The following is a 25,563-nucleotide window of genomic DNA, read 5'->3' on the forward strand; positions in this document are numbered from 1 at the left end:
GCGTCACGTATGCCGGTGCCGATGGTGAATATCCGGATAATGTGGATGGGTGTGCACAAGCGGCGCGTGCGTGTGCTCGTGGGTGTGGGGCTCGTCCCCGCCCCACGGAAAATCGTGAACATGCTGATGATGCGCATCATGCACATGACGATGCGTGTGCACCATGGGCTCGTGTGCGTGCAGATGCTCATGGCGCTCAGTCAGGTGCAGCCACACGCCGGCCGCCATCAGCAGCGCGGCCACCCAGAACACCCAGGTCACGGCCTCGCCAAATCCAAGCGCCGCCACGGCGGCGCCGATAAACGGCGCAGTGGAAAAATACGCGCCGGTCCGGGCCGCACCCAGGCCGCGCAGCGCAAGGACGAACAACACCAGGCTCAATCCATAACCCAGGAAACCCACGACCATCGCAAACCCGACGAATGACGCTTGCGGCCAGCCGACGCCCAGCCACAACGCGATTCCGGCGTTCACGATGCCTGCCGCCAGACCCTTGAACCCGGCCACAAAAAGCGCATCGGCAGCCGACACCTTGCGCGTGAAGTTATTGTCCAACGCCCAGCACAGGCAGGCGGCGGCCACCAAGGCGCCGCCCGTGCCGAAAGCCGTATCGCCGGACGCCCCAGGTAACGCGAGAACGACAGCACCCAGGACGATGAGCAACATGCCGGCGACAATTCGCCGATCCGCATTCTCGTGGAAAACGACCCAGGCAAGCACAGCCGTCAGGACGGCCTCCAGGTTCAGCAGCAAGGAGGCTGCCGAGGCCGATGTATGGGCAAGGCCCAGCATCAGGGCGACGGGCCCCAGCACACCGCCAAAGCCGACGGCAAGCAGCAGCCACAGCCACTGAGCGCCCGGCATGGCGGGCATCCTCCAGCCCCGGTCCCGCAGGAGTCTCAGCAGTCCCAGACCGACGCCGCTGCCCAGATACAACAGCCCCGCGAGCAACACCGGGGAGTTGCCGCGCAGGAGCGCCTTGGCGATCGGAGTACTCAAGCCAAAGAGCACGGCCGCCGCCAGCGCCGCGCACACGGCTGGCGACCGGGAGACAAGGGTTTTCATGATGCTTATACTATACCCTACCACCCTATTTTAAAATACAGCTCATGAGTCACACCACCCAAGATAAAACCAGGCTTCTGGCGCGCGTACGCCGCATTCGAGGCCAAGTGGACGCCATCGAACGCTCTCTGGACGCGGAAAAAGAGTGTGCCGGCATCCTGCACCAGATCGCGGCCGTGCGCGGCGCCGTTCAAGGCCTCATGGGAGAAGTCATGGAAAGCCACATCCGCGGACATATCGCAGGCTCCGATCTGTCGAGCCAGGCAGAGCGGGAACTCGGCGCCACAGAACTCATCGACGTCATCCGGACGTATCTGAAGTAAAGCAGCGCCACGCTCGAGCTCCGTGGGTGCCCTCAGTGTCTCCTAAGTCGGCGCGCGTAGTCTTTCGGCTGCGCGTCTTCCGAGCCCAACATAGCCGCCTCGCAAGCCCGCCTTACTACAGAGGACCGTATGAACTCCGTCAACGATGCCTTATTCATTTGGCTCAACGCGCCCGCACACCCAGGCGCGTGGACCGTATCGCTTGCCGCTTTTCTGGCCAGCGACCTGATCTGGGCGGTGCCGCTCCTGATGGTCGCCGCCTGGCTGCGGGGCGGCAACCATACCCGCAAGGCGATGGTCGTGGCCGCAACGGCAGGCCTGCTTGGACTTCTGCTCAACCAATGCATCGGCCTCGTTTACTGGCATCCCCGACCCTTCATGGTCCCTATCGGGCACACGCTCATTTCGCATGCGCCGGATTCATCGTTCCCAAGCGATCACCTGACCCTGTGGTGGGCGGTCGCCTTGAGCTTGTGGTCCCAAAAATACTTTCGCCTGGGCGCAGTGCTATCACTGGCCGGCTTGCCCATCGCATGGGCGCGCATTTACCTGGGCGTGCACTTCCCGCTCGACATGGCGGGCGCCGCAATCGTAGCGATTGCAAGCGCATGGCTCTCGCTCCATGCGGCAACGTGGTATCTCACTCCGGTGTATTTGCTTGCGCTCAGGATCTACCGCAAACTCTGTGCACCGCTGATCGCACAGGGCTGGATTCACCGATGACGCCAGGCAAAGCGACATGCGCTCGGACGGCAATAGGCGAAGGCTTGCGGCCTGCCGGTGATCTCAGCAAGGAACCCAGGACACGCATGACCATCCAGCTTCGACACGAAACCCCGGACGACATTATCGCCATCGAAGCCGTCACGGTAGCTGCGTTCGCCCAGGCGCCTCACACCAGCCACACGGAGCAATTCATCGTGCGCGCATTGCGCGCAGCCAACGAATTGACGCGCTCCATCATTGCCGAGGAGCACGGGCAGGTCATCGGCCACGTCGCGCTGTCCCCTGTCACGATCACAGGGGACCATGGCGAAACAGCCGGCGACTGGTACGGCCTGGGGCCGATCTCCGTCCTGCCGCAAAGACAGGGGCAAGGCATCGGCTCTCGCCTGATGGAACAGGCCTTGAGCGAACTGCGTGCCATGCAGGCCGCAGGCTGCGTGCTGCTGGGCGATCCCGCGTATTACAAACGCTTCGGCTTTCGGACCTGCGCCGGCCTTCAACTGCCGGGCGTTCCACCTGAATATTTCATGGCATTGGCCCTGCAGGGGACAGCGCCAACAGGCGCCGTTCAATACAGCGATGCATTCAGCGCCACCGCATGAACCGCCCTAACCGGCCGGGCTCAAGCCATCAATCAAGCCGGCCGGCTGTCAGGCGCTTCACAGGCGCGGATCACCAGTCGCTCACACAGCCAACGCCCATTCCACGCGATTGCGCCCCGAGGTCTTGCCGCGATAGAGCGCGGCATCCGCCTGCCGCAAGACTTCGTCCAGCGCCCCGGCGCTGGCGAAGCCCGCCGACACGCCAATGGTGACCGTGCATTGAACCTGTTCGTGCGGATTGCCACCGGGCGCCTGACTGGAGGCCACCGTCTCGCGCATGCGTTCGGCCAGGCGCACGGCGCCGCCATGGTCGGTATTCAGCGCAACCACGACGAATTCCTCACCGCCCAGCCTGCAGGCGAGATCCCCCTGCCGGGCCGTGCGTTTGAGAGCGTCCGCCACGCGGCACAAGACGACATCGCCCACTTGGTGGCCATGGGTATCGTTGATGTGCTTGAAGTGATCGATGTCCACGATCAGCAGATGCGCGGGCCCCGCCTTCCGGGAGCGGAAATGCGTGGCCAGCCCTTCCGTCAGGCCGCGCCTGTTCAACAGACCGGTCAGCGGATCCTTGACGGCCAGCACCCGCAACTGGTCGACGAGGCGGTTCAGCACCAGCCAGACCGCGGCCGGCGGCAGCACCGTGCCCAGGAACGACATGTAGATGTAGAACGCCATCTGGAAGCGGCTATTCATGTCCAGGGCCTGCAACCCCCCGGAGAGAATCATCACGAACTTTGCGGCATTCAACACGCAGATGCCGCCGATCAGGACGGCGAACAGGATCATCTCGACGCGCAGATCCCTGGCAAACGTGCGTATGCCATAGAGCAAGGCCACCGTCATGCCAAGGAACAACACCGCACAGGAGGCGGCCAGCAAGGCGTGGCGGGCTTCGGTCCCGAGCGCCGCTTGCACCAGCACCTGCGCCAAGGTGTAAACGCCGGCCACAGTAAGCAATGGCCCCCACACCGGGATGGGGCGATCAAAGAACCGGACCGCCCCCAGCAAGTACACGACCGGAGCGCAGAACGTCAGCGTGTGGTTGACGACGCTCATCGCTCCCCACCCGGGGGCGCCGCCCAGAAGCTGCAGAAAATAAGCCAGCCCCAGCAGGAGGTGGCCGGCGGCAAAGACGTCAGTGCCCATTTTCCTGTCGTTCAGCCGGATGCTGATCAACAGGAACATCACGCAAAAGCAGATCAGGTGCACGCAGAGCATGCCTAGGATGACGGTTGCATTCATGGAAGAGACTCGCAAGCCCGTTTGAGATCGCCTTCTGTTCCCGAATAGCGCAGAAAGCGGCCCGGCGGCGCATCGGCGGCCAGTCGCAGTCTATCATTGCATTTCGCGCAAAGGACGCCGAGACGCCCAAGATGATAGTGCTCGCCCCGGCATCCGGGCAGCGCCGGGCTATCCCCGAACCGCTGCCAGCCAGCTCCTGCTCCGGGCAGGCGTGGACTCCCCGGCTGAAACCGTAAAGTCGCAGGTTGCTGCCGGAGTGGATGCACCACGAAAGACCGTTGCCCCCGATGCAGGACGGCCGCCCGGCAAAATTTCGCCGACATGCAGAGAAATGGCGGCCCCGGGGCCGGATGCTACACTGGGCACCCTGCTTCGCAGGCGCCTGACGATACCCATGCGAGAGTCCGAAGACAGTTACGTCCGAGTCGCCGTCCTGATCATGCTGTGGCTGACGCTGTTCGCGAGTGTCAGCGCCACATTGATCCACTGGCTTAGTCCGGTCCATCAACTGATGGACCTGATCGTGCCGCCCTCCGGCGCCGTGGTTTTCGCCGGCTTGATCATCGCCCTGACGCTGCGCCCTTGGTGGTTGCAGACCGTCGTGCGCATATCGCTGCTCATCGGGGCGTTGATGATGATCGCGCCGGCATGGTTCTACACCTTGCACGCGGCCTCGACACCCGGCGTACGGCTGATCGACGTGCTGCCGCCGGTAGCGTCGCTGTTCGTGATACTGCTGACGATGGTGATGCTCTTCGTCCCTGGTCGCCGGGCCTTCATGGCGGCGCTGATTTGCTGGCTGCTGGTCGCGCTGCCGATACTGACGTACCTGGCAGTTCATCCCGACGAGATGTGGACGCCGCGCGGCATGGACCTGCTGATGGCGTATGGGCCGGTCAGCATCCTGGTAGTGGTGCTGCTGCCGATGCAACGTGGGCTGACCGATACGATCAAACGAATGGCAGCCGAGAGCGCGCGCATGGAAATCATGCTGCACCGCGACCCGGTTACCGGCATCCACAACCGCCGCCTGGGCGAGCGCGTGCTCAGGGACCTGCTCAACGACGCCCGCCCAGCCGGCTTGATCATGCTGGACCTGGATCACTTCAAGGCAGTCAACGACACCTATGGCCATCCGGTCGGCGACCTGGTGCTGCAGGCGGTTGCCGGACGCTGCAAGGCATTGCTGCGCACGGACGAATGCATCTCGCGCTGGGGTGGCGAGGAATTCCTGGTGCTCGTGCCGGGCATCGACGCGGCTGGCCTGCATATGGTGGCTGAGCGCCTGCAACTGGCGATCGCGCAGTTGTCGGTGGCGCCGGTGCCCCAGGTCACCGCCTCGTTCGGCGCCACGATGCTCGACAGCGCGGACGACTTCGATACCGCGCTGCAGCGGGTCGACCACGCTCTGTATGCGGCCAAGGAACAAGGCGGCAATTGCGTGGTGCTGGCGGGGGCCGCCCAAAATGCGACAGTGTGAATTTTGTCAGGGAAGTGAACTCAAATGACGTCTCACGTTAAATTGCAGCTTTTGAACGGCGCATATGGGGTGGCTCGGCTACGCTCTTCCGATCCTGTCCCAGCGTGGGCCGATGGCGGCGGATTCGTCAGCATCAGCCGTACCGACGACGAGCTTTCCATCGTCTGCCCGCAAGATCGCATCCCGCAAGACGTGCAGTTGGATGGCGGTTGGTCCTGCCTCAAGTTTCAAGGTCCATTCGCCTTTGATGAAACGGGCATCGTGCTGTCCGTGATCGAGCCGCTATCGACCAACGGCATCGGGATTTTTGTGGTTTCCACCTTCGATGGAGACCACATGCTTGTGAAATCGAGCGACCTGGAGAAAGCGCGCGGTCTGCTGGCGAAAGCGGGCCATTCTCTGTCTTAAGCATCCACGCCTGCGGCGTTCGCCAGCCGCTCTTCAGCGTGGCCTGATCGGCTTCGAGCCGACTGGGGCCGTTGGAGCCGCTTTTTGGCGCAGGACGGCCAACGGGTACCCTGTGACGAGTCGAATCGCTGCCTGCGCAGCCGGGCTGTTATCACCGGATCATGTTTCAACCGCCCATTTGGCAGACACAATACGCGCTTCTTCAGGCTTGTCGACGACCAGCACGAGCTGATGATCGTGGTCGCTGTAGAGTGCTTCAATGTTGATCCCCGCATCGGCCATTCGGCGAGTCAACTGGCCGAGCTGCCCCGGCACCGCTTGTTTGAGGCGCTGAACGACAACATCCCGGACTTCAAGCACTTCGATTCCGACGGCTTCAAGTGCTGCGCGCGCCGCCTCGCCGTCCTGAAACAAAAAATGGGCGAACCCGCTTTCGCCCACGACCCAGGCGCCGCCGCCCTCGACGCTGATGCCGGCCCGGCCCAGGCATTCCCCCATTTTCGCCAACGTGCCCGGCGTGTCGTCCAGGCGAATAGAAACGTCCTGCATGCGTTCTTCCTTTAATTTGATGGGTGGATGGGCGTGCACACCACGTCGGCTATTTGTCCATGCTGCAAAGTGTTCTCACTTCGGCTGCCATCGAAATATGGATGCTGAATTTTCCGGCGATCATTCGGTCGCGCAGACCGCCGCGAGACGATCTACGCCATTCCGCGTAGTTACCAACGCGCCAACTGGGTTATCTGGATGATGTTGCCGCAGGTGTCATGCAACTGGGCGATTGTCGAGCCGGGTACTTCAGTCGGCACCATGGTGAAGCTGCCGCCACGCGCCTTGATGCGTTCATAGTCGCCCTTGACGTCATCGGTGTAGAAATTGATCGCGGGCTGACCCTGCTGGAAGATGGCTTGCTGATAAGCATTGCCCGCCGGGTCGTCATTGAGCGCGAGTTGCAGCTCAGTCCCATCCGGCTCGTCGGGCGCAACCACCGTCAGCCAACGAAACGATCCGTTGCTGAAGTCGGCCTTCTTGGTGAAGCCCAGAACCTGCGTGTAGAAGTGCAAAGCCTTCTCCTGGTCGTCGACATACACCTTGGTTAATTTGATCTTCATGAGTGTTTCCTTCGCTATATGCGTGGGTGAAATCGCGCCCTGAACGACAGACGTATCGGTTGGAATCGTGTGGATGGCGCTTCAGTCGGCCTGGAGCAAGACCTGCTCCAACTTCTCGAAAAAGTCCCGCCACCCGGCCTTCGCGCCGCCGAATGCCCGCTTCTGGTCGGGCCGGAAACCTGATTGCTCCACACGCAGGCGGGTTCCTGAGCTGGTGGGTTCGAGCGTGAAGGTCACAACGCTTTTCAGGTCGAAAGCGGGATCGTCATGCGTGAAGTTCCACGTATAGGACAAAGTCGTGTGCGGATCGACCACCAGGACTTCGCAATCCAGCACACCGCCCCAATCGCCGCGAAGATTGAAGCGGTGGCCCACCACCGGCCTGAAGTCATTCTTCATGAGCCATTCCTGGATCAGATGAGGCTGCGTGAGCGCCCTCCAGATTTTTTCTGGTGGATGAGCGATATCGCGCTCGACAACAACGGTGCGTGTTTCAGTGGATATGTCGTTCATTGGTCCATCCGATTGAGCAAGTCTTCAAGGTCGTCGAGCCTGTCTTGCCAGAAGCGTGTCATCTGATTTGTCCAGTCCGTCAGCGGGGCAAGCTCGTCGAGTTGCGCGCTGTAGTGCGTCTGTCGCCCTTCATGCCGGTCTCGCACCAACCCGGTTTGCTTCAGGATGCCGAGATGCTTCGACACCGCCGGCTGCGAGATTCCTGCCTGAGCCGTCAGCGCCCCGACCGTCTGTTCGCCCTCGCGACACAGCCGCTCGAAGATCGCCCGTCGCGTCGGGTCGGCCAGCGTTCTAAACAAGGCGTCGTGTGTGTGCACTATCCAAATCCATAACCATTTGGCCATATAATAACCACACGGTTATGGATTGATCAAGCGAAATCTGCCGGGCTGCACTTGGCGTCGTCAGGACTTGCTATTGATATGCCTGCTGATCCGCCAGCATGTGAAAATTCGATGTAGACGACTGGTCTAATATGGGTTAGAATGCGCTTTATGACTAACGACACACGCCAGCACATTCTTGATACCGGCCAAGCCATCATCAGCGGCAAAGGATTCAGTGCGGTCGGCCTAAATGAAATTCTCAAAGCCTCAGGCGTGCCAAAGGGATCTTTTTATCATTATTTCAGCTCCAAAGAAGCCTTTGGCGAAGCGTTGATAGAAAGCTATTTCACCAACTACTTATCGACGGTGGATGCCTTATTCAGCAAGCCCGGGCTCTCTGCCGCCGAGCGACTCATGCACTACTTCACCTACTGGCTCGAAACCCAAACGAATTGCGACCCTAAAGGTAAGTGTCTGGTCGTCAAGCTGGCTGCCGAGGTCAGTGATCTTTCAGAGGCAATGCGTGTAGTTTTAGGGCAAGGGACTAGCCAAGCCATCAGCCGCTTAAAAGACATCATCCAAGAAGGCATCCATGACAAGTCTCTTCCGATGCACCTGAATCCCCAGATTGTGGCCACCACGCTGTATCAGTTGTGGCTGGGTGCCAGCATATGCGCAAAAATCAGCCATACAGCAGCCCCCTTGGAGTCAGCACTGGTAGCAACAGAGGAACTCTTGGGATTGCCCCTCCAACAGTCACACTGACGTTAACTGAGTTTTTTTACCTATTTACTATACGACCGGTCTAATCAAAAAGTCAGATAAAGCCATGCTGACTTCAGAACACAGGAGTAATTATTTATGAAAGCTATCGTTGTACGTACCCCCGCAGGGTTAGACAATCTCGCAATGAAAGAACTACCTGATCCCGGCCAACCCAAAGCTGGCCAGATCCGTGTCGCGTTACACGCTACCTCCCTTAACTACCATGACTTTCTGGTCGCCAATGGTGCGATGCCCACAGAGGACGGTCGTGTCCTAATGAGCGACGGCGCTGGGGTGATCGAAGCCATTGGGGAGGGGGTGACCGAGTTCAAGGTCGGCGACCATGTAGTTTCGTGCTTCTTCCCCCAGTGGTCCGACGGTTTGCCTTTCGATGCAGTTGCCAACTTCCATGACACTCCGGGCGATGGTATCGATGGTTACGCAGCCGAGTACGCCGTGCGTGCGACGACAGCATTCACTCACGCTCCGCGAGGCTGGAGCCACGCAGAAGCGGCGACTATTACCACGGCGGGTTTAACCGCCTGGCGCGCACTAGTGGTCAATGGGCAGATCAAAGCCGGTGACAGCGTACTGGTTCTGGGTACCGGAGGCGTTTCCATTGCAGCGCTGCAGATCGCCAAATCCATGGGTGCGAGTGTTATTGCCACAACCGGCTCGGATGACAAGTTCGAGCGGCTACGTGAACTTGGGGCTGATCACATCATCAACTACCGGAACACTCCAGACTGGGGCGATCACGTGTTGGCGCTGACCGCTGGGCGCGGCGTGGATCACGTCGTGGAAGTTGGGGGAGCTGGCACGCTTGCACAGTCGATCAGGGCCGTAAAAGTCGGTGGTCATATTGCCTTGATCGGGGTGCTGACCGGATTTAATGGCGATATCCCAACAACGGAGCTGATGAGCAAGCAGGTTCGTCTACAAGGGCTGATTGTTGGCAATCGTCGCCAGCAACAAGAGTATGTCGCAGCGCTCGATCAAACCAGCATTCGCCCCGTTATCCACGGCAGCTTGCCTCTAGAACAATTGGCGGACGCTTTTCGACAGCAGGAACGCGGCGAACACTTCGGGAAGCTTGTTGTTGAGTGGTGATGAAATAGCATAGGCGAGACCCTCTTCCATATCATTAACTTAAAAGCCCGCATACGCGGGCTTTTAAGTTTTCTACATCATCAATCCAACAGCAGGATCATTCCCACTCGATCGTAGCCGGCGGCTTGCTCGACACGTCATACGTGACGCGATTGATCCCGCGCACCTCGTTGATGATCCGCGACGACACCTTCTTCAACAACGCATACGGCAGTTCCGCCCAGTCCGCCGTCATGAAATCGGTGGTCTGCACGGCGCGCAGGGCCACGACGTAGTCGTAGGTGCGGCCGTCGCCCATGACACCCACGGATTTCACCGGCAGGAAGACGGTGAAGGCCTGGGAGGTCAGGTCGTACCAGGACTTGCCGGACTCCGGGTCGATGGTGTTGCGCAGTTCGGTGATGAAGATGTCGTCGGCGCGGCGCAGCAGATCGGCGTATTCCTGCTTGACTTCGCCCAGGATGCGCACGCCCAGGCCGGGGCCGGGGAAAGGATGGCGGAAGACCATCTCGGGCGGCAGACCCAGGGCTAGGCCCAGGTGGCGGACTTCGTCCTTGAACAGTTCGCGCAGGGGTTCCAGCAGCTTCAGGTTCAGGGTCTCGGGCAGTCCGCCCACGTTGTGGTGGGACTTGATGGCCACGGCCTTGCCGGTCTTGGACGCGGCCGATTCGATGACATCCGGGTAGATCGTGCCCTGGGCCAGCCAGCGGGCCGATTTCAGCTTGGCCGATTCCGCCTGGAAGACCTCGACGAATTCGCGGCCGATGATCTTGCGCTTGGCTTCCGGGTCGGCGACGCCGGCCAGCTTGTCCATGAACTGTTCGCTGGCGTCGACGTGGATGACGCGGATGCCCAGATGGCGGGACATGGTGTCCATCACCTGTTTGGCTTCGTTCAGGCGCAGCAGGCCATGATCGACGAACACGCAGGTCAACCGGTCGCCGATGGCCTTGTGGATCAGGGCTGCGGCCACGGACGAATCGACGCCGCCGGACAGGCCCAGGATGACCTCGTCCGAGCCGACCTGCTCGCGGATGCGGGCGACGGCTTCGGTCACGTAATCGGGCATGTTCCAGTCTCGCGAGCAACCGCAGATTTCCGTGACAAAGCGCTGCAGCAGGGCCTGGCCCTGCACGGTGTGAGTGACTTCGGGATGGAACTGCACCGCGTAGAAACCGCGCGATTCGTCAGCCATGCCGGCGATCTCGCACGAGGGCGTGGAAGCCATGCGGATGAAGCCTGGCGGCAGCGCTGTGACGCGGTCCCCGTGGCTCATCCAGACTTTCAGCATGCCGTGGCCTTCGGGGGTTTCGAAATCCTGCAGGCCGTTCAGCAGCCGGGTGTGGCCGTGGGCGCGGACCTCGGCATAGCCGAATTCGCGGTGATCGGAAAACTCGACCTTGCCGCCCAATTGCATCGCCATGGACTGCATGCCGTAGCAGATGCCCAGTACCGGCACGCCTGCCTGGAAAACGGCGCCTGGAACCTTCAGGGATTCGTCGACGTAGGCCGATGCATGGCTGCCCGACAGGATGATGCCCTTGAGGCCCTGCCCCATCTGATCGCGGATGAAAGCATCGTCCACGTCGCCCGGGTGGATCTCGCAGTAGACGCCGGTGTCGCGCACGCGACGGGCAATGAGTTGGGTGACCTGTGAACCGTAGTCCAGAATAAGGATGCGCTGATGCATGATGCTCATGAGGAAAGAAACGTTCAGGGTGTAACTTTACCGCATCGCACGGGCGTTCAGTGGCGCTTGCGCATCAACGCGCGCGCTCCACGTGGTTCCTGGCTTGTTCCCTGAATTTCACGGGGCTCACGCCCGTATGCTTGCGAAAGAACCGGCTGAAATAGACTTCATCATCGAATCCCAGCCGCCACGCCAGGGACTTGACGGGGTCCGACGTATACACCAGGTTTCGCTGCGCCTCATGCACCAGGCGTTCACTGATGACCGCGGTCGCCGACATGCCGAGCACATCGCGGCACAGACGCGTCAGATGCCCGCCCGTCACGCCAAGCTCATTGGCGTAGACGCTGAGCGGCACATGGTCGCAATAATATTTGTCCACCAGCTCCCGGAATTTCTGGATCTGGACCGCCTTGCGGGAACTGCCGGCGCGCAAGGGCAGCCCGCGGCTGTAGCGTATCCGCCCGACCCGCAAGGCCAGCGCCGCCAACAACGACACGCAGATGCCGGGCTGCCCCACCCGATGGCTTCTGAACTCATCCTGTATGGAATCGAACAAAGGGGCGATCGGCGCCAAAGCCGGGTCGCCGGGTTCGAATTCCATGGCGAAAGGCTCGCGCACCACAGACAGCATATTCGGATCCGCCGCGCCGACCACCCGCTCCAGCACGTGTTGAACCGCCGTGATCACAGGGCCGTCCACGTCCTCGGAGAAATGGAAGGAATGCATTATCTGTTCTGGAATTGACAAGATACACGGTGCTGTGACAGTCAGCATCTTGTCATCCATCCCGATCACGCCGCCGCCACGAGTCAGATAAAGAATCTGTATGAAGGATTTATGCAGATGAGGCTTAATTACCCAATTATTCAAAGAAGATCGCGTCGGTATGGTTTCGATATGCACGGAATCCACCCAGTGATCCAGGCCCTGGGTCGCATATAAACCGTACTTAGGGTTTTCTCTCATACCAACCATTCTTGCGGCGTAAATGCACGAATTGTCCTGTTGACGGCAGGAATTGTCAATGACGATCCAGCACAACTTCCAGATAATGGCAAGCAACAAAGCACCCTCGTCTTGACACAAATCAAGCATAGCGGTGCGACAAGCCGATCCGCAAACAGCGCTTGATCGGCTTTCCAATCAGCAACCCAGGAGAACATCATGCAAGAGCCGCACTGGCTTGGCTTGCAGGGGCGAACTTGTGCCGTCACTGGAGCCGCACACGGCATCGGACAGGGCATCGCGCGGCAATTGGCTGCCGCCGGCGCCCGGGTCGCCCTGCTGGACTACGACCGCGAGAGCTGCGAAGCGGCTGCCGCGTCACTGCGCGCGGAGGGCTTCGACGCCATCGGCATTGCCTGCGACACATCCGACCCGGACAGCGTATCCCGGGCTGCCGAAACGGCGGAAAAAGCCCTCGGCCCCTGCTTCGGCCTGGTCAACAACGCAGGCATTCTACGGCCCGCCGCCCTGCAGGACGTCAGCCTCGAGGAGTGGAACCGGGTCCTGGGAGTGAACCTGACCGGCTACCTGAGCGTGTCCCGCGCCTTCCATGGGCAGATGCGCTTCCACGGCGGCGGCAGCATCGTGCACATCGCCTCGATCGCCGGCAGCTTCCCGCAGACCCGAAGCGGCGCCTACAGCGCCAGCAAGGCCGGCGTGCGCCTGCTGTCCCGCCAGATCGCAGTCGAATGGAGCGCCGACAACATCCGCAGCAACACGATCTCCCCAGGCATGATCCGCACCCCGCTGACCACCGCCTTCTATGCCGAACCCGGCCTCGAAGCGCGCCGGGCGGCCATGACGGCCAGCCGGCGCGTGGGGGAAACCGAAGACATCGCCAATACGGCGGCCTTTCTGCTGAGCCCCCGGTCGGGCTACGTGAATGCGACCGATATCGCCGTGAACGGCGGCATGGATGCCATGTTGATGGACATGGTCCCCCGCCCCGGCTTCAACCAGTCCAACGGAAATTGAGTCACGCCATGAATACCCAACCTTTACAAGACAACATGCGCTGCGACGTGCTGATCGTGGGCGCGGGCGTCGCGGGTCTCACCACGGCCATCGTGGCGGCCAAGCAGGGGCTGCGCCCCGTCGTCGTGGAGAAGGCGCCCGTTTTCGGCGGCACCGCCGCATTCTCCGGCGGCGTCCTGTGGATCCCCGGCAACCATGTCTCCAGACAGTCGGGCATCCTCGACTCCCGGGAAGCCGCGCTGGACTATATCCGGCACGAGACCGGCGGCAACTTCGATCCGCAAGCCATCGACGCCTTCCTGGAAAAAGGCCCGGAAATGGCGGAATTCTTCGAGCGCGAGACGGACGTCAAATTCATTCCCACGCAGTATCCGGACTACCACCCCGACCAGGTGGGCGCCGCCCAGCAAGGCCGTTCGATCCTGGCGAAACCTTTCGACATCCGGGCCCTCGGGCCCGACATGAAGCGGCTGCGTCCCCCGCTGAAGACCATCACCTTCATCGGGATGATGTTCAATTCCTCCAGCCCGGACATCAAGCACTTCTTCAATGTCACGAAATCGCTGGCCTCGTTCCTGTATGTCACCCGGCGGCTGAGCAAGCACCTGAAAGAGCTGGTCCTGTATCGCCGCGGCATCAACGTGACCAGCGGCAACGCCCTGATGGCCCGGCTGGCCAAAACGGCTCTGGATCTGAATATCCCCATTTATACCGAAAGCCCGGTCACCCGCCTGATCCGGGACGGAGAGCGGATCACCGGCGCGGTCGTGCGCAATCGGCAAAACGACGTCCATATCCATGCGGACCGCGCCGTCGTACTGGCCGCCGGCGGTTTCCCGCACGACGAAGCCCGCCTGAGACAGACCTATCCCCACGTGGCGCGCGGCGGCCGGCACCTCTCGCCGACGCCGGCCGAAAACACGGGCGACGGCGTGCGCATCGCGGAACAGCTGGGCGCCGGCCTCAAGCTGGACTTTCCCAATGCCTCCGCCTGGATTCCCGTATCGCACGTGCCTTTGGGCGGAGGCCGGTACGGCGTGTTCCCCCACCTCATCGACCGGTACAAACCCGGCATGATCGGCGTGACGAGCAACGGCAAGCGCTTCACCAACGAATCCAATTCATACCACGACGTCGGCCAGGCCATGATCAAGGCGTGCGAAGGGAGCAAGGAAACGGCGATGTGGCTGATCTGCGATCACCCGACGATCCGCAAGTACGGCCTGGGCTACGCCAAGCCCGCACCCATGCCTCTGGGCCCCATGATCAAACGCGGCTATGTGCAGAAAGGCGCCACGCTGAAGGCGCTCGCGCAAGCGGCCGGCATCGACCCCGAAGGGCTGGAAGAGACGGTCCGCGCCTTCAATGAGCACGCGGTCCGCGGCGAGGACCCGGCATTCCATCGCGGATCCACCGCGTTCAACCGCTACCTGGGCGATGCGGAACACCGGCCCAACCCCTGCGTCGCGCCCATCACCACCGGCCCCTTCTACGCCTTGAAACTGCTGATGGGCGACCTGGGCACATTCGAAGGCCTGCGGACCGCCGTGACCGGAGAAGTGCTGGACCAGGCCGGCCAGGCCATCCCCGGCCTCTATGCCGTGGGCAACGATCGCGCCAGCATCTTCGGAGGCAACTACATCGCGGCGGGCATCACCTTGGGGCCCAACATGACCTTCGGCTACATCACGGCCAGGCACATCGCGGAAACCGGGCGGTGACGGCCCCGGCGCCCCTCACCCGCCTTCCAGGAGAAACCCATGATCATCGATGACTCATTGACCTTGATCGACCATCGCATCTACACCATCGCCTTACGCAAAATGCCGGAATTCCTCGGCGTCTTCAACGAACTGGCGATGCCGGTGCTCAGAGAGACCCTGGGCAACCCGATCGGTCTGTATACCAGCCACGTCGGCCCGCTGAACCAGTTCGTGCACCTGTGGGCCTACAAGGACCTGAGCGATTATCAGGAACGCTGCCTGCGCAGGGACACGCACCCGGACTTTCCGGCATACCTCGCGGCCTCCGGCCACTTGATCGTCGCCCAGGAAACCCGCTTGCTCACCCGCGCCGAACTGCTCTACGGCGGAGGCCCTCAACCATGAACGCCAAAACCATCGGAACCGCCCTCGTCACCGGAGGAGCGGCGGGGATCGGCCTGGCCACGGCCCGCCTGCTCGCCAGCCAGCAATACGACGTTTGCCTGCTCGACCTGAATGCGGAATCCGCCGCATCGCACGCGCAGGAACTCGGCGAGCGGCATATCGGCCTGGGCTGCGACGTCGGCGACGAAGCATCCGTGCGGCAAGCGGTCGGCGAAGCGATCCGCCGACTGGGACGGATCGACGTGCTGGTGAACAACGCCGGCGTGGGGGATCAACCCGTTCCCACGCTGGAACAGGACGCCGACCTTTTCAGCAAAGTCCTGGACACGCATCTGCGCGGCACGTTCCTGATGTCCCAAGCCGTCGGCGCGCACATGATCGAACGCGGCGGCGGCGCGATCGTGAACCTGAGCTCCATCGCGGCTTTCGGCGGCATCCCCGGACGCAATGCGTATGCGGCGGCCAAGGCGGGCATTTCAGCCATGACCCGATCCCTGGCCTGCGAATGGGCGCGCCGCCATGTGCGCGTCAACGCGGTCGCCCCCGGTTATACCCGCACCGAGCTGATCGAAAAGCTCGAGGCCCGCGGCGCGCTCGACACCTCCGGGATCATGTCCCGAACCCCCATGGGCCGTCTGGCGGAGCCGGACGAAATCGCACAGGTCATCGCTTTCCTGGCGTCCGGGCAAGCCAGCTACATCACCGGCGCGACCGTGCCTGTGGACGGCGGCTGGACAGCATTCGGCGCGCCGGAAAGTTCGTTGGCGCCGCCGCGCTGAAAACGTCACCGAGGATCTCGACACCATGTTGACTATCAATATCATCAATGGACTGGTCTACGGGGCGCTGCTGGCGATCGTGGCTTCGGGCCTGGCGCTGATCTACGGCCTGCGGCGCGTGGTCAATTTCGCGCACGGCTCGCTCTACATGCTGGGCGCCTACCTGGGCTACACCTTGTCCGTCCATGCGAACTTCTGGGTCGCGCTGGCGGCCGCGTCCGCCATCATGTTCGTGCTGGGCGCCCTGCTCGACCGCTACGGCCTGCGGCTCCTGCAACATTACGATCCGCTGAGCATCATCCTCGTGACCTTCGGCCTGCTGCTGATCATCGAAGATGTCGTCCAGACCGTCTGGGGCAAGAGCAACCTGGCGCTGGCGGAACCGGCGCAACTGAGCCATTCCATCAGCATCCTGGGCATGACCTTGCCGGCCTATCGCCTCGCCGTCGTCCTGGTGGGCATCGCAGTGGCCGTCAGTCTGTCGCTCTGGCTGCGCAAAACCCGGATGGGCCTGTTTGTCCGGGCGGCCAGCACAGACCCGGCGACCACGGCGATGCAAGGCGTCAACACCGACAGGCTGAGCGCCATCGTGGTTGGCCTGGGCACCGCCCTGGCCGGTTTCGCCGGCGTCATCACCGCCCCGTTCCTGTCGCTGTCGCCCTCCATGGGCGGAGACGTCCTGATCGATTCCTTCATGGTCGTCGTGATCGGCGGACTCGGCAGCCTGCCCGGCGCGTTCCTGGCCGCGCTCGTCCTGGGACAGGTTCAGACGCTGGGCGCCGTCTATCTCCCCGACATATCGGCTTCCCTGCCGTTTCTCCTGATGATTGCCATCCTGATCTGGAGGCCGGCTGGAATCGCCGGAAACCGCACATGACCCTCACCATTTCCCAACGGCGCGGCCGCATCGCGCCGACCGCCCTGGCAGCGCTGGCGCTGGTTCTGGCCGCCAGCCAGTTCATCCGCTCCGAAATCGTGCTGTCCCTGCTGACGCAGGCCGCCGTCTATGCCGTCTTCGCCACGGGCCTGGGCGTCTTGCTGCGCCAGAACGGCATGGTGAGTTTCGGCCACGCCGCCTTTTTCGGCCTGAGCGCCTATGTCGTCGCCATTCTGCTGCAGGACACCGGGATCTCGGCCGAAGCCGCCATCCTGATCAGCCTGGCGGGGATCGCGGTGTTCGCCCTGCTGCTGGGCTTCGTCATCGTCCGCATCCCGGGCATTGCGTTTGCCATGCTGACGCTCGCCCTCGGACAGCTGTTCTATCAGGTAGCGCTCCAATCCCGCGCCCTGACCGGCGGCGCGGACGGCATCAGCATCGATTGGCCCGATACGCTCTTCGGCATTCCCCTGGGGACCCTGCTGGAGCCGGCCACGCTGTTCATGACGACCTGGACCGTCCTGATCCTCAGCATCGCCCTGCTGAGCTGGCTCCAGCGCAGCCAGTTCGGCCGGACGACCGAGGCCATCCGCGACAACCCGGAACGCGCCATGTTCATCGGGATACGTCCGATGGCGCCCCGCGTCCTGATTTTCACCCTGTCGGCGGTCCTGACCGGACTGGCTGGCATCCTGGCGGCCCTGAACACAGGCTTCATCTCCCCGGAGAGCATGCACTGGAGCGTATCGGGCACGGCGCTGATGATGGTCGTCGTGGGAGGCTACTGGCGCATCCCGGGCCCCGCCCTGGGCGCGGTCGTCTTCATCGTGGCCAAGGACCTGATCGGCGATTTCTCGACGCACTGGCTGTCCCTGTTCGGGCTCGTGCTCATTATCGTCGTGGTCTTCACGGACAACGGATTGAGCGGCGCGCTCCAGAAACTGACCGACCGCCTGCGCCGGCCGCGCGGCGCCGGGCGGCAAACCACGACCCACTAGGAGAACGAGATGAATGCAGAATCGATCATTCTCGAAGCCCGGGACATCGCCATCCACTACGGCGGCGTCAAAGCGCTGGACGGCGTGTCGTTCCAGCTCAGGAAAGGGGAAATCCATGGACTGATCGGCCCCAATGGCGCCGGCAAGTCCACCGTCATCGACGCGATCACCGGCCGCAGGAAACTGACGCGCGGCTCGGTCCGTCTGGCCGACCAGGACATCAGCGAGCTGGACATCATCCAGCGGCGCCGCAGAGGGCTTGCCCGATCCTTCCAGCGCACCAGCATCTTCGCCAACCTGGACGTGCGCGAGCAAGTCGTGCTGGCCGCCCACAAGGTGGGCGCCGATGCGCCCGAACCGGAAGCGCTCGAAGTCATGGAGCAGCTGGATCTGCTGAGCGTGGCCCACGTTCCCGCGAAAGACCTGGGCTATGGACAGCAACGGCGCCTGGATCTCGCGCTGGCCCTCGTCGGGCGGCCCATGGTGCTGCTGCTCGATGAACCCATGGCCGGCCTGTCACCCCAGGAATCCCGGGAACTGGCCGAGCACCTGCTCCAGCTCACCCGCGACTGGGACGTGTCCGTCCTGCTGGTGGAACACGATACGGACATCCTGTTCGATATCTCCGACACCGTCACCGTCTTCGAGCTGGGGCGCGTCATCGCCAACGGCAGCCCCGAGGCGGTCCGGACCCACCCTCGGGTGAAACAGGCTTATCTGGGGAGCGCCGCATGAATCCGCTGCTCGAAATCCGCGACATACACGCCTATTACGGCGCCGCCCACATCTTGCACGGCCTGAGCCTGGAGATCTCGCAGGGAGAACAAGTCGCCCTGATCGGGCGCAATGGAATGGGCAAGACCACGACCGTGAACGCGCTGATGGGAATCGCCCGCGTCGCATCGGGCGGCATCCTGCTGGAAGGCCGCCCGGTCGCCAGGCCATCCGCCTACACCCCTGCCCAGGCCGGCCTTGCGATTGTCCCCCAGGGGCGCTGCATCATCCCGAACCTGAGCATAGAAGAGAACCTGCTCATCGGCTCGGCGGTCAGGCGCTCCGGATCGTGGGACCTGGCGGCCGTCTACCGCCTGTTCCCCATCCTGAAGGAGCGCGCCCATACCCCGGGCACGGCATTGTCGGGCGGCCAGCAGCAGATGCTCGCCATCGGGCGGGCGCTGATGGCCAACCCCAAGCTCATGATCCTGGATGAGCCCACCGAAGGCCTGGCGCCGGTCATCGTGGACCAGCTGGCCGACACGCTGAACCTGATTTGCCGGCAAGGCACCGCCATTTTGCTGATCGAACAGAACCTGGGGCTCGTCGCCCGCACCACAACCCGCTACTACGCCGTCGAAAAAGGCGCGGTAGCCGCTTCCGGCCCTGTGGATCCAGACAACACCTCGGATCTGCACCGCCACATCGCCGCTTGAGCGAATTTCATCCACCAAGGAGACAAATCATGGCCCCCTACTCCCTCAAACGTTCCTGCATGGCGGTATTGGCCGCGTCATGCCTGGCAATGACCGCCAGCCAGGCCGCCGAGAAAGAACCCATCCGCATCGGCGCGGTCACCTCGATTTCCGGCGTCTTCGCGCAACAGGGCGAAGAAGTGATGCGCGGCATCCAGTTCGCCGTGGATGAGGCCAACGCCAAAGGCGGCGTGGACGGCCGCAAGGTATTGCTGAAGACGGGAGACGACGAAAGCACGCCGAAGGAAGGCCTGCACGCGGCGGAGAAACTCGCGCGCGACGGGTACAAGCTGCTGATCGGCCCCATCGCCTCCTCGATCACCATGACCGTCGGCCAGAACCTGAACCGCTGGAACGCCATGCTGATGGCCGTCGTCAGCAAGAGCGACAAGATCACCGGCGACAGCTGCAAGCCGGGGATGTTCCGCACGAACCATTCCGACACCATGGATATCGCCATGTTCAAGGAATGGATGAAGGACATCAAACCCAAGAATTTCGCCGTCATCGCGGCGGATTACACCTGGGGGCACGATTCGGCCCAGGCCTTCACCAAGGCCGCCGAGGCTCAGGGGAAAAAAGTTTCCCTCACGCTGTTCCCGCCCCTGGGAACCAAGGACTTCGCACCCTATATTTCCCAGATCAAGTCCAACCCGGACATCGAGGGCGTCTGGGTGGCGCTGGTCGGGCGCGACCTGATCGCCTATGTCAAACAAGCGGAAAGCTTCGGCTTGAACGCCAAGACCACGCTGGGCCACGCCATGATCATGAACTTCGTCGTGAACGCGACGGACAACGCGACCAAGGGCATACAGGGCAACATGGAATACGGGGCGGAAATCGACACGCCCCTGAACAAAGCGCTGGTGACGGCCTGGCAGGCCAAGTTCGGTCGCGTGCCCACGGATAACGAAGGCTCGGCGTACAACGGCGTGCAGGCCATCTTCGCCGGCGTGAAGAAAGCCGACAGCGTCAAGGCGCGCGACGTCTCCAAGGCGCTGGAAGGGCTGACCTACGACACCATCTACGGCGAAGCCACCATGCGGGCGGAAGACCACCAGCTCGTCATCCCCAACTACATCGGCCAGGTCCAGGAAGTGGACGGCGTGCTGCGGCCCGTCATCACCCACACCTACCCCGCCTCTCTGGTGCCGGGCCCTTCCGGGGAATGCAAGCTGAAGCAGTAAGCGCCGGAAAAACCGGTCGGGCCGGCAGTCTCCCTGCTTGGCCCGGCTCTTGCGGGAAGGTTACATTAACGGGATCAAGGAGAAAAAACGATGGGATCCCGTTCCCGCACTATCCCCCTGCCGATCGCCGGACTGCTGGCCCTCGCGGTCGCCATGGGCATCGGCCGCTTCGCCTTCACGCCGATCCTGCCCATGATGCAGGCCGATCTGGGGCTGTCGCTCTCCCAAGGGGGATGGCTGGCCAGCGCCAACTACCTGGGTTATCTGCTGGGCGCCCTGATGGTCACGCACATGAGCTGGCCGCCCGCTACGCTGCTGCGCCGCGGGCTATGGCTGGTCGTGCTGATGACGGCCGCCATGGGGCTGGACGGCCACTGGGCCGGCTGGCTGGCCTGGCGCCTGCTGGCGGGCGTGGCCAGCGCCTGGGTCATGATCGGAACGGCATCGCTGTGCATCGCCCGCCTGAACGCGCAAGGCAAGGAACGGCACAGCGGCATCGTCTTCGCCGGCGTGGGCTGCGGAATCACATTCGCGGGACTGGCCTGCATGGGGCTGACACTGCTGGGCACGACCTCGTCGCACGCCTGGCTGTGGCTGGCGGCCGCGGCCCTGCTGGGGCTGATAGGGGCGTCCATGCTGTGGCGATCGCCGGGCCAGGCTGATCCGGCGCCAGCGGCCGCGCCCCGGGAAACCGATACGACAGACATGACGGCACCGGCTCCGCAGGCCGCGCAGCCACTCGACGCGGCCGAGTCGGACCCGACCATGGCCACGCCTGCCCTCAGCCCGCCGCCGCTGCACTGGGGACTGATCCTGTGCTACGGGGTGTATGGTTTCGGCTATATCCTTCCCGCCACTTTCCTGCCCGCCCAGGCGCGATTGCTGGTGCCCGATCCCTGGCTGTTCAGCCTGGCCTGGCCGGTCTTCGGACTGGCGAGCGCGGTATCCACCCTGATCGCAAGCCGTCTGGCGCGACGCTTCAGCCGCCAGCAGATCTGGGCAGGCGCGCAGATCCTGATGGCCATCGGCGTGCTGCTGCCGGCCCTGTGGCATTCGCTGGCCGCCATCCTGCTGGCCGCCCTGTGCGTCGGCAGCACCTTCATGGTGATCACCATGGTGGGCCTGCAAGAGGCCCAGGCGGCCGTCGGCCATGCCGGCGCCAAACGGCAGATGGCGGCGATGACGGCATCCTTCGCCATGGGCCAATTGATCGGTCCGCTGTTCTTCAGTCTGACGCACGCCTTGTTCGGCGCGCCGCTTGAATTCGCCCTGGTTCTGGGCACCCTGGGCCTGATCGCGGGCGCGCTGCCCATCTTGCGGCTGCACGCGGGCGACAAAGCCGCCGTCCCGACGGAGACCCGCTCATGAGCCCTCCCCATCCTTACGTGCTCGTTCACGGCGCCTGGCACGGCGCTTGGTGCTGGTCGGCCGTGGCGGAAAGATTGCGACGAGCAGGGCGCCGCGTCGATACCCCCACCCTACCGGGACTGGGGGAACGCAGCCATCTGCTGGGGCCGGACATCACACTGGACACTTTCATCCGGGATGTGGAGCGCTATCTGACCGAAGAGGACCTGCGCGAGGTCGTCCTGGTGGGCCACAGTTTTGGCGGGCTGGTGATCTCCGGCGTGGCCGACCGCCTGCCCGGCCGCATCCGGCGCCTGGTCTACCTGGATGCCTTTCTGCTGCCGCCCGGCCAATCGACTTTCGACACTCTGCCCGAGGCCGTCGTCCAGCGGCTGGAACATAGCGCCGCCGGCACCGGCGGCATCGCGCCGCCCCGGCCTGAAAGCCTGGGCCTGACGCGGCCCGCCGACATCGACGCCGTGCGTGACCGATTGACGCCGCAGCCGATCGGCTCCTATCGCGAACCGCTGCGCCTGGAGCATCCGCTGGGCAATGGCTTGCCGGTCACGTACCTGCGCTGCGTCCAGCCGCCCTTCCAGGCCGTCGCGCAGGCCTATGCATGGGTGCGTGAAACGTATGGCGCCCGCTGGTCCTGGCAGGACCTGGACTGCGGCCATGACGCGATGATCAGCGCGCCTGATCAGGTGGCCGAGGCCTTGCTGGACACCGAGTCCGCCAGCCGCTGATACGCCAGGGTGGCGAAGATCGCCGCCCCTTGGGGCAACAGCGCATCATCGAAATCGAATTCGGGGTGATGGCAGGTCAGGCCGTCATGCCCCAGGAAGAAATACGCCCCCGGGCAGTGGTCCAACAGATAGGCGAAGTCCTCGGACGCCATCAACGGCGTGACCGGATCGATGACCTGATCCGCGCCCAGCACGGCGGCGGCGGCGCGTTTCACATGATCCACCGGCCCTGCCTGGTTGATGGTCGGCGGGGAACTGAGCAGATGGCGGAACTCGATGCGGCAGCCATAGCCCTGCGCCGCGCCTTCGCACAGATCGCGCAGACGTTCCAGCGTGCGGGCCTGGGCCTCGCGCGAGAGCGTGCGGACCGTGCCGCGCAGCACGGCGTGATCGGCAATGACATTGATGGCGCTGCCCGCCTGGAACTGGCAGATGCTGAGCACCGCCGTCTCGAAGGGGCTGATGTTGCGGCTGACCACGGACTGCAGGGACTGCACCAGAGCGGCGCCGACCACGATGGGGTCGTTGGCCTGATGCGGCATGGCGGCATGGCCGCCCACCCCCTGGATGTGGATTTCGAACAGGTCGCAGGCCGACAGGATGGCCCCGACACGCACGCCGACCTGGCCCGGACCGATACAGTTGTTGTTGTGCAGGCCGTAGAGCTCATCGCAGGGGAAATCCCGGAACAGACCCGCATCCACCAGCGCCTGGGCGCCGGTCAGGGGTTCTTCAGCGGGCTGGAAGATGAACACGACGCGCCCGGCGAAGTCCGGATGGGCCGCCAGATGGCAAGCGGCGCCCAGCAGGATGGCGGTATGGCCGTCATGCCCGCAGGCATGGGCCACGCCATCGTGCCGGGACTGATGTTCATGCCCGCCCTGGTCCTGCATGGGCAAGGCATCCATATCCGCCCGCAATCCCAGCGTCGGGCCCGATCCCAGGCGTCCGTCCAGGACGCCGATCACCCCGGTGGTGCCGCCATAGCCTTCATGGACGACGATGCCCCAGCCGCGCAGCAGCTCGGCCACCCGGGTGGCCGTACGGTGTTCCTGGTGGCCCAATTCCGGGTACCGGTGGAAGTCGCGCCGCCAGCCGCGCATGGCCTGCGCCAGATCATCGCCGATCCGCGCGCCCGCCAGGGCGACCGTATGCGCGACAGCGGCCGGCACCGATCAATCAGCCCGGTAGTTGGGGGCTTCCTTCGTGATCTGCACGTCGTGGACGTGCGATTCACGCACCCCGGCCGCCGTGATTTCCACGAATTCGGCCTGGGCATGCAAGGCGGCGATGCTGGCGCTGCCGCAGTAGCCCATGGACGCCCGGATACCGCCCACCAACTGGAAGATGATGGCGATGACGCTGCCCTTGTAGGGGACGCGAGCCTCGATGCCTTCGGGAACCAGTTTGTCGACGTTGTTGTTCGGGTCCTGGAAATAACGGTCGGCGGAACCGTCCGCCATGGCGCCCAGGCTGCCCATGCCCCGGTACGACTTGTAGGACCGGCCCTGGAACAGGACGACCTCGCCGGGAGCTTCTTCGGTGCCGGCGAACATGCCGCCCATCATGCAGGTGGATGCGCCAGCCGCCAGGGCCTTGGACACGTCGCCCGAATAGCGGATGCCGCCGTCGGCGATCAGCGGCACGCCCGTGCCTTCCAGGGCCTGGGCCACGTCGGCGATGGCGGTGATCTGGGGCACGCCCACGCCGGCCACGATGCGGGTGGTGCAGATGGAGCCCGGGCCGATGCCGACCTTGACCGCGTCGGCGCCGGCCTCGACCAAGGCGAGAGCCGCGGCCGCCGTGGCGATGTTGCCGCCCACGACCTGGATGTTGGGGTAATGCTTCTTGACCCAGCGCACGCGTTCGATGACGCCGGCCGAATGGCCGTGCGCCGTATCGACCACGATGACGTCCACGCCCGCCGCCGCCAGTTTTTCCACGCGTTCGTCGGTGCCATCGCCCACGCCGACGGCGGCGCCTACACGCAACTGACCCTGGGCGTCTTTGCTGGCCATGGGGTGTTCGGTGTTCTTGACGATGTCCTTGACCGTGGCCAGACCGCGCAGCTGGAATTTGCCGTTGACGATCAGCACGCGTTCCAGGCGATGTTTGTGCATCAGGGACTGGGCTTCTTCCAGCGTGGCGCCTTCGCGCAGCGTGACCAGGCGGTCTTGCGGCGTCATGACTTCACGCAGCGACACATCCAGGCGGTCTTCGAAGCGCAGGTCGCGGTTGGTGACGATACCCACCAGCTTGCCGCTTTCGACCACCGGCAGGCCGGAAATACCGTGCAGACGCTGCAATTCGATGGCGTCGCGGACCTTCATCGTGGGGGTCACGGTGACGGGATCGATGACGATGCCGAATTCGTGGCGCTTGACGCGGGCGACCTCGCGGGCCTGTTCGTCGGCGCTGAGATTCTTGTGAATGATCCCGATGCCGCCTTCCTGCGCCATGGCGATGGCCAGGCGGGATTCGGTCACGGTATCCATGGCGGCGGACACCAGGGGGATGTTCAACTGAATGCCACGCGTCAGTTGCGTAGTCAGGCGCGTGTCGCGCGGCAGAACCTGGGAAAATGCGGGCACCAGGAGAACGTCGTCGAAGGTGAGCGCTTTTTTGATGAGACGCATAAACTGTGTAGACTCCGGGCAAAGCAGGATTATACGCCGTAGGGCCCCCCGGATAAACCCCTAGAAG

Annotated in this window: 28 protein-coding genes; 18 read left to right on the forward strand and 10 right to left on the reverse strand. The window is 63.3% G+C overall.

Annotated elements, in window-relative coordinates; genetic code table 11:
* Positions 1-3: 3 nt before the first annotated feature.
* Positions 4-1,065: an EamA family transporter gene (locus WBG56_RS15635; protein ID WP_424269984.1), complete on the reverse strand. Its 1,062-nt coding sequence runs from the start codon at positions 1,063-1,065 to the stop codon at positions 4-6.
* Positions 1,066-1,109: 44 nt separating this feature from the next.
* Between WBG56_RS15635 and WBG56_RS15640 the strand changes: the two genes are divergently transcribed.
* The 3 genes from WBG56_RS15640 (at position 1,110) to WBG56_RS15650 (ending at position 2,716) form a co-directional block, all read left to right on the forward strand.
* Positions 1,110-1,388, forward strand: coding sequence for a metal/formaldehyde-sensitive transcriptional repressor (locus tag WBG56_RS15640; protein ID WP_424269986.1), 279 nt, complete (start codon positions 1,110-1,112; stop codon positions 1,386-1,388).
* 129 nt (positions 1,389-1,517) lie between these two features.
* Positions 1,518-2,111 (forward strand): undecaprenyl-diphosphatase, encoded by a 594-nt coding sequence (locus WBG56_RS15645; protein ID WP_424269988.1) that lies wholly within the window; start codon positions 1,518-1,520, stop codon positions 2,109-2,111.
* Between the two features lie 86 nt (positions 2,112-2,197).
* Positions 2,198-2,716: a GNAT family N-acetyltransferase gene (locus WBG56_RS15650; RefSeq protein WP_424269990.1), complete on the forward strand. Its 519-nt coding sequence runs from the start codon at positions 2,198-2,200 to the stop codon at positions 2,714-2,716.
* An 81-nt stretch (positions 2,717-2,797) separates the two neighbouring features.
* On the opposite strand, the gene WBG56_RS15655 is transcribed toward WBG56_RS15650, so the two are convergent.
* A complete protein-coding gene (locus tag WBG56_RS15655) occupies positions 2,798-3,961 on the reverse strand; it encodes a diguanylate cyclase (protein WP_424269992.1) in 1,164 nt (387 codons plus the stop codon).
* Positions 3,962-4,355: 394 nt separating this feature from the next.
* Between WBG56_RS15655 and WBG56_RS15660 the strand changes: the two genes are divergently transcribed.
* Both WBG56_RS15660 and WBG56_RS15665 read left to right on the forward strand, forming a co-directional pair.
* Positions 4,356-5,441 carry a diguanylate cyclase domain-containing protein gene (locus WBG56_RS15660; protein WP_424269994.1) on the forward strand — a complete coding sequence of 362 codons (1,086 nt, stop codon included), beginning with the start codon at positions 4,356-4,358 and terminating at the stop codon, positions 5,439-5,441.
* Between the two features lie 24 nt (positions 5,442-5,465).
* Entirely contained in the window at positions 5,466-5,849 is a 384-nt protein-coding gene (locus tag WBG56_RS15665) for an ACT domain-containing protein (protein ID WP_424269996.1), read from the forward strand.
* 159 nt (positions 5,850-6,008) lie between these two features.
* Here WBG56_RS15665 and WBG56_RS15670 read toward each other — a convergent pair whose 3' ends face one another.
* The 4 genes from WBG56_RS15670 to WBG56_RS15685 all read right to left on the reverse strand — a co-directional run bounded on the left by WBG56_RS15670 (position 6,009) and on the right by WBG56_RS15685 (position 7,818).
* Positions 6,009-6,398 carry an amino acid-binding protein gene (locus WBG56_RS15670; protein WP_424269998.1) on the reverse strand — a complete coding sequence of 130 codons (390 nt, stop codon included), beginning with the start codon at positions 6,396-6,398 and terminating at the stop codon, positions 6,009-6,011.
* Positions 6,399-6,568: 170 nt separating this feature from the next.
* Positions 6,569-6,961 (reverse strand): VOC family protein, encoded by a 393-nt coding sequence (locus WBG56_RS15675; RefSeq protein WP_424270000.1) that lies wholly within the window; start codon positions 6,959-6,961, stop codon positions 6,569-6,571.
* Positions 6,962-7,042: 81 nt separating this feature from the next.
* Entirely contained in the window at positions 7,043-7,474 is a 432-nt protein-coding gene (locus WBG56_RS15680; protein ID WP_424270002.1) for an SRPBCC family protein, read from the reverse strand.
* Positions 7,471-7,818 (reverse strand): ArsR/SmtB family transcription factor, encoded by a 348-nt coding sequence (locus WBG56_RS15685; protein ID WP_424270004.1) that lies wholly within the window; start codon positions 7,816-7,818, stop codon positions 7,471-7,473. Before WBG56_RS15685 ends, WBG56_RS15680 begins: the two co-directional genes overlap by 4 nt.
* A gap of 150 nt (positions 7,819-7,968) precedes the next feature.
* Here WBG56_RS15685 and WBG56_RS15690 point away from each other — a divergent pair, with 150 nt between their 5' ends.
* Together WBG56_RS15690 and WBG56_RS15695 are read left to right on the forward strand one after the other, a co-directional pair.
* A complete protein-coding gene (locus WBG56_RS15690) occupies positions 7,969-8,565 on the forward strand; it encodes a TetR/AcrR family transcriptional regulator (protein WP_424270006.1) in 597 nt (198 codons plus the stop codon).
* A 96-nt stretch (positions 8,566-8,661) separates the two neighbouring features.
* A complete protein-coding gene (locus tag WBG56_RS15695) occupies positions 8,662-9,675 on the forward strand; it encodes a zinc-dependent alcohol dehydrogenase family protein (protein WP_424270008.1) in 1,014 nt (337 codons plus the stop codon).
* 97 nt (positions 9,676-9,772) lie between these two features.
* Here WBG56_RS15695 and guaA read toward each other — a convergent pair whose 3' ends face one another.
* Entirely contained in the window at positions 9,773-11,365 is a 1,593-nt protein-coding gene (gene guaA, locus WBG56_RS15700) for a glutamine-hydrolyzing GMP synthase (protein WP_424270114.1), read from the reverse strand.
* Between the two features lie 73 nt (positions 11,366-11,438).
* The gene (locus WBG56_RS15705) at positions 11,439-12,434 is read right to left on the reverse strand and encodes a helix-turn-helix domain-containing protein (protein ID WP_424270010.1); all 996 of its coding nucleotides are present in this window, start codon (positions 12,432-12,434) and stop codon (positions 11,439-11,441) included.
* Positions 12,435-12,533: 99 nt separating this feature from the next.
* Between WBG56_RS15705 and WBG56_RS15710 the strand changes: the two genes are divergently transcribed.
* The 11 genes from WBG56_RS15710 to WBG56_RS15760 all read left to right on the forward strand — a co-directional run bounded on the left by WBG56_RS15710 (position 12,534) and on the right by WBG56_RS15760 (position 22,860).
* Positions 12,534-13,349: an SDR family NAD(P)-dependent oxidoreductase gene (locus tag WBG56_RS15710; RefSeq protein WP_424270012.1), complete on the forward strand. Its 816-nt coding sequence runs from the start codon at positions 12,534-12,536 to the stop codon at positions 13,347-13,349.
* A gap of 8 nt (positions 13,350-13,357) precedes the next feature.
* A complete protein-coding gene (locus tag WBG56_RS15715; protein WP_424270014.1) occupies positions 13,358-15,070 on the forward strand; it encodes an FAD-dependent oxidoreductase in 1,713 nt (570 codons plus the stop codon).
* A 39-nt stretch (positions 15,071-15,109) separates the two neighbouring features.
* Positions 15,110-15,457, forward strand: coding sequence for an NIPSNAP family protein (locus tag WBG56_RS15720; protein ID WP_424270016.1), 348 nt, complete (start codon positions 15,110-15,112; stop codon positions 15,455-15,457).
* Positions 15,454-16,236, forward strand: coding sequence for an SDR family NAD(P)-dependent oxidoreductase (locus WBG56_RS15725; RefSeq protein ID WP_424270018.1), 783 nt, complete (start codon positions 15,454-15,456; stop codon positions 16,234-16,236). Before WBG56_RS15720 ends, WBG56_RS15725 begins: the two co-directional genes overlap by 4 nt.
* A gap of 25 nt (positions 16,237-16,261) precedes the next feature.
* Positions 16,262-17,113 (forward strand): branched-chain amino acid ABC transporter permease, encoded by an 852-nt coding sequence (locus WBG56_RS15730; protein WP_424270020.1) that lies wholly within the window; start codon positions 16,262-16,264, stop codon positions 17,111-17,113.
* Positions 17,110-18,111 (forward strand): branched-chain amino acid ABC transporter permease, encoded by a 1,002-nt coding sequence (locus WBG56_RS15735; protein WP_424270022.1) that lies wholly within the window; start codon positions 17,110-17,112, stop codon positions 18,109-18,111. The genes WBG56_RS15730 and WBG56_RS15735 overlap by 4 nt, the downstream gene beginning before the upstream one ends.
* Before the next feature lie 9 nt (positions 18,112-18,120).
* Positions 18,121-18,846: an ABC transporter ATP-binding protein gene (locus WBG56_RS15740; RefSeq protein WP_424270024.1), complete on the forward strand. Its 726-nt coding sequence runs from the start codon at positions 18,121-18,123 to the stop codon at positions 18,844-18,846.
* Positions 18,843-19,541, forward strand: a complete 699-nt coding sequence (locus WBG56_RS15745; RefSeq protein ID WP_424270026.1) for an ABC transporter ATP-binding protein — start codon at positions 18,843-18,845, stop codon at positions 19,539-19,541. The genes WBG56_RS15740 and WBG56_RS15745 overlap by 4 nt, the downstream gene beginning before the upstream one ends.
* Positions 19,542-19,570: 29 nt before the next feature.
* Entirely contained in the window at positions 19,571-20,767 is a 1,197-nt protein-coding gene (locus WBG56_RS15750) for an ABC transporter substrate-binding protein (protein WP_424270028.1), read from the forward strand.
* Positions 20,768-20,857: 90 nt separating this feature from the next.
* On the forward strand, positions 20,858-22,135 hold the full coding sequence (locus WBG56_RS15755) for a YbfB/YjiJ family MFS transporter (protein ID WP_424270030.1): 1,278 nt from the start codon (positions 20,858-20,860) through the stop codon (positions 22,133-22,135).
* Positions 22,132-22,860, forward strand: coding sequence for an alpha/beta fold hydrolase (locus WBG56_RS15760; protein ID WP_424270032.1), 729 nt, complete (start codon positions 22,132-22,134; stop codon positions 22,858-22,860). Before WBG56_RS15755 ends, WBG56_RS15760 begins: the two co-directional genes overlap by 4 nt.
* Here WBG56_RS15760 and WBG56_RS15765 read toward each other — a convergent pair.
* Both WBG56_RS15765 and guaB read right to left on the reverse strand, forming a co-directional pair.
* Positions 22,815-24,032 carry a M20 aminoacylase family protein gene (locus WBG56_RS15765; RefSeq protein ID WP_424270034.1) on the reverse strand — a complete coding sequence of 406 codons (1,218 nt, stop codon included), beginning with the start codon at positions 24,030-24,032 and terminating at the stop codon, positions 22,815-22,817. The two genes, WBG56_RS15760 and WBG56_RS15765, sit on opposite strands and share 46 nt — an antisense overlap.
* A 3-nt stretch (positions 24,033-24,035) precedes the next feature.
* The gene (gene guaB, locus WBG56_RS15770; RefSeq protein WP_424270036.1) at positions 24,036-25,496 is read right to left on the reverse strand and encodes an IMP dehydrogenase; all 1,461 of its coding nucleotides are present in this window, start codon (positions 25,494-25,496) and stop codon (positions 24,036-24,038) included.
* Between the last annotated feature and the right edge of the window lie 67 nt (positions 25,497-25,563).

The sequence above is a fragment of the Castellaniella sp. genome, from assembly GCF_049671645.1.
Classification (GTDB): domain Bacteria; phylum Pseudomonadota; class Gammaproteobacteria; order Burkholderiales; family Burkholderiaceae_B; genus Castellaniella.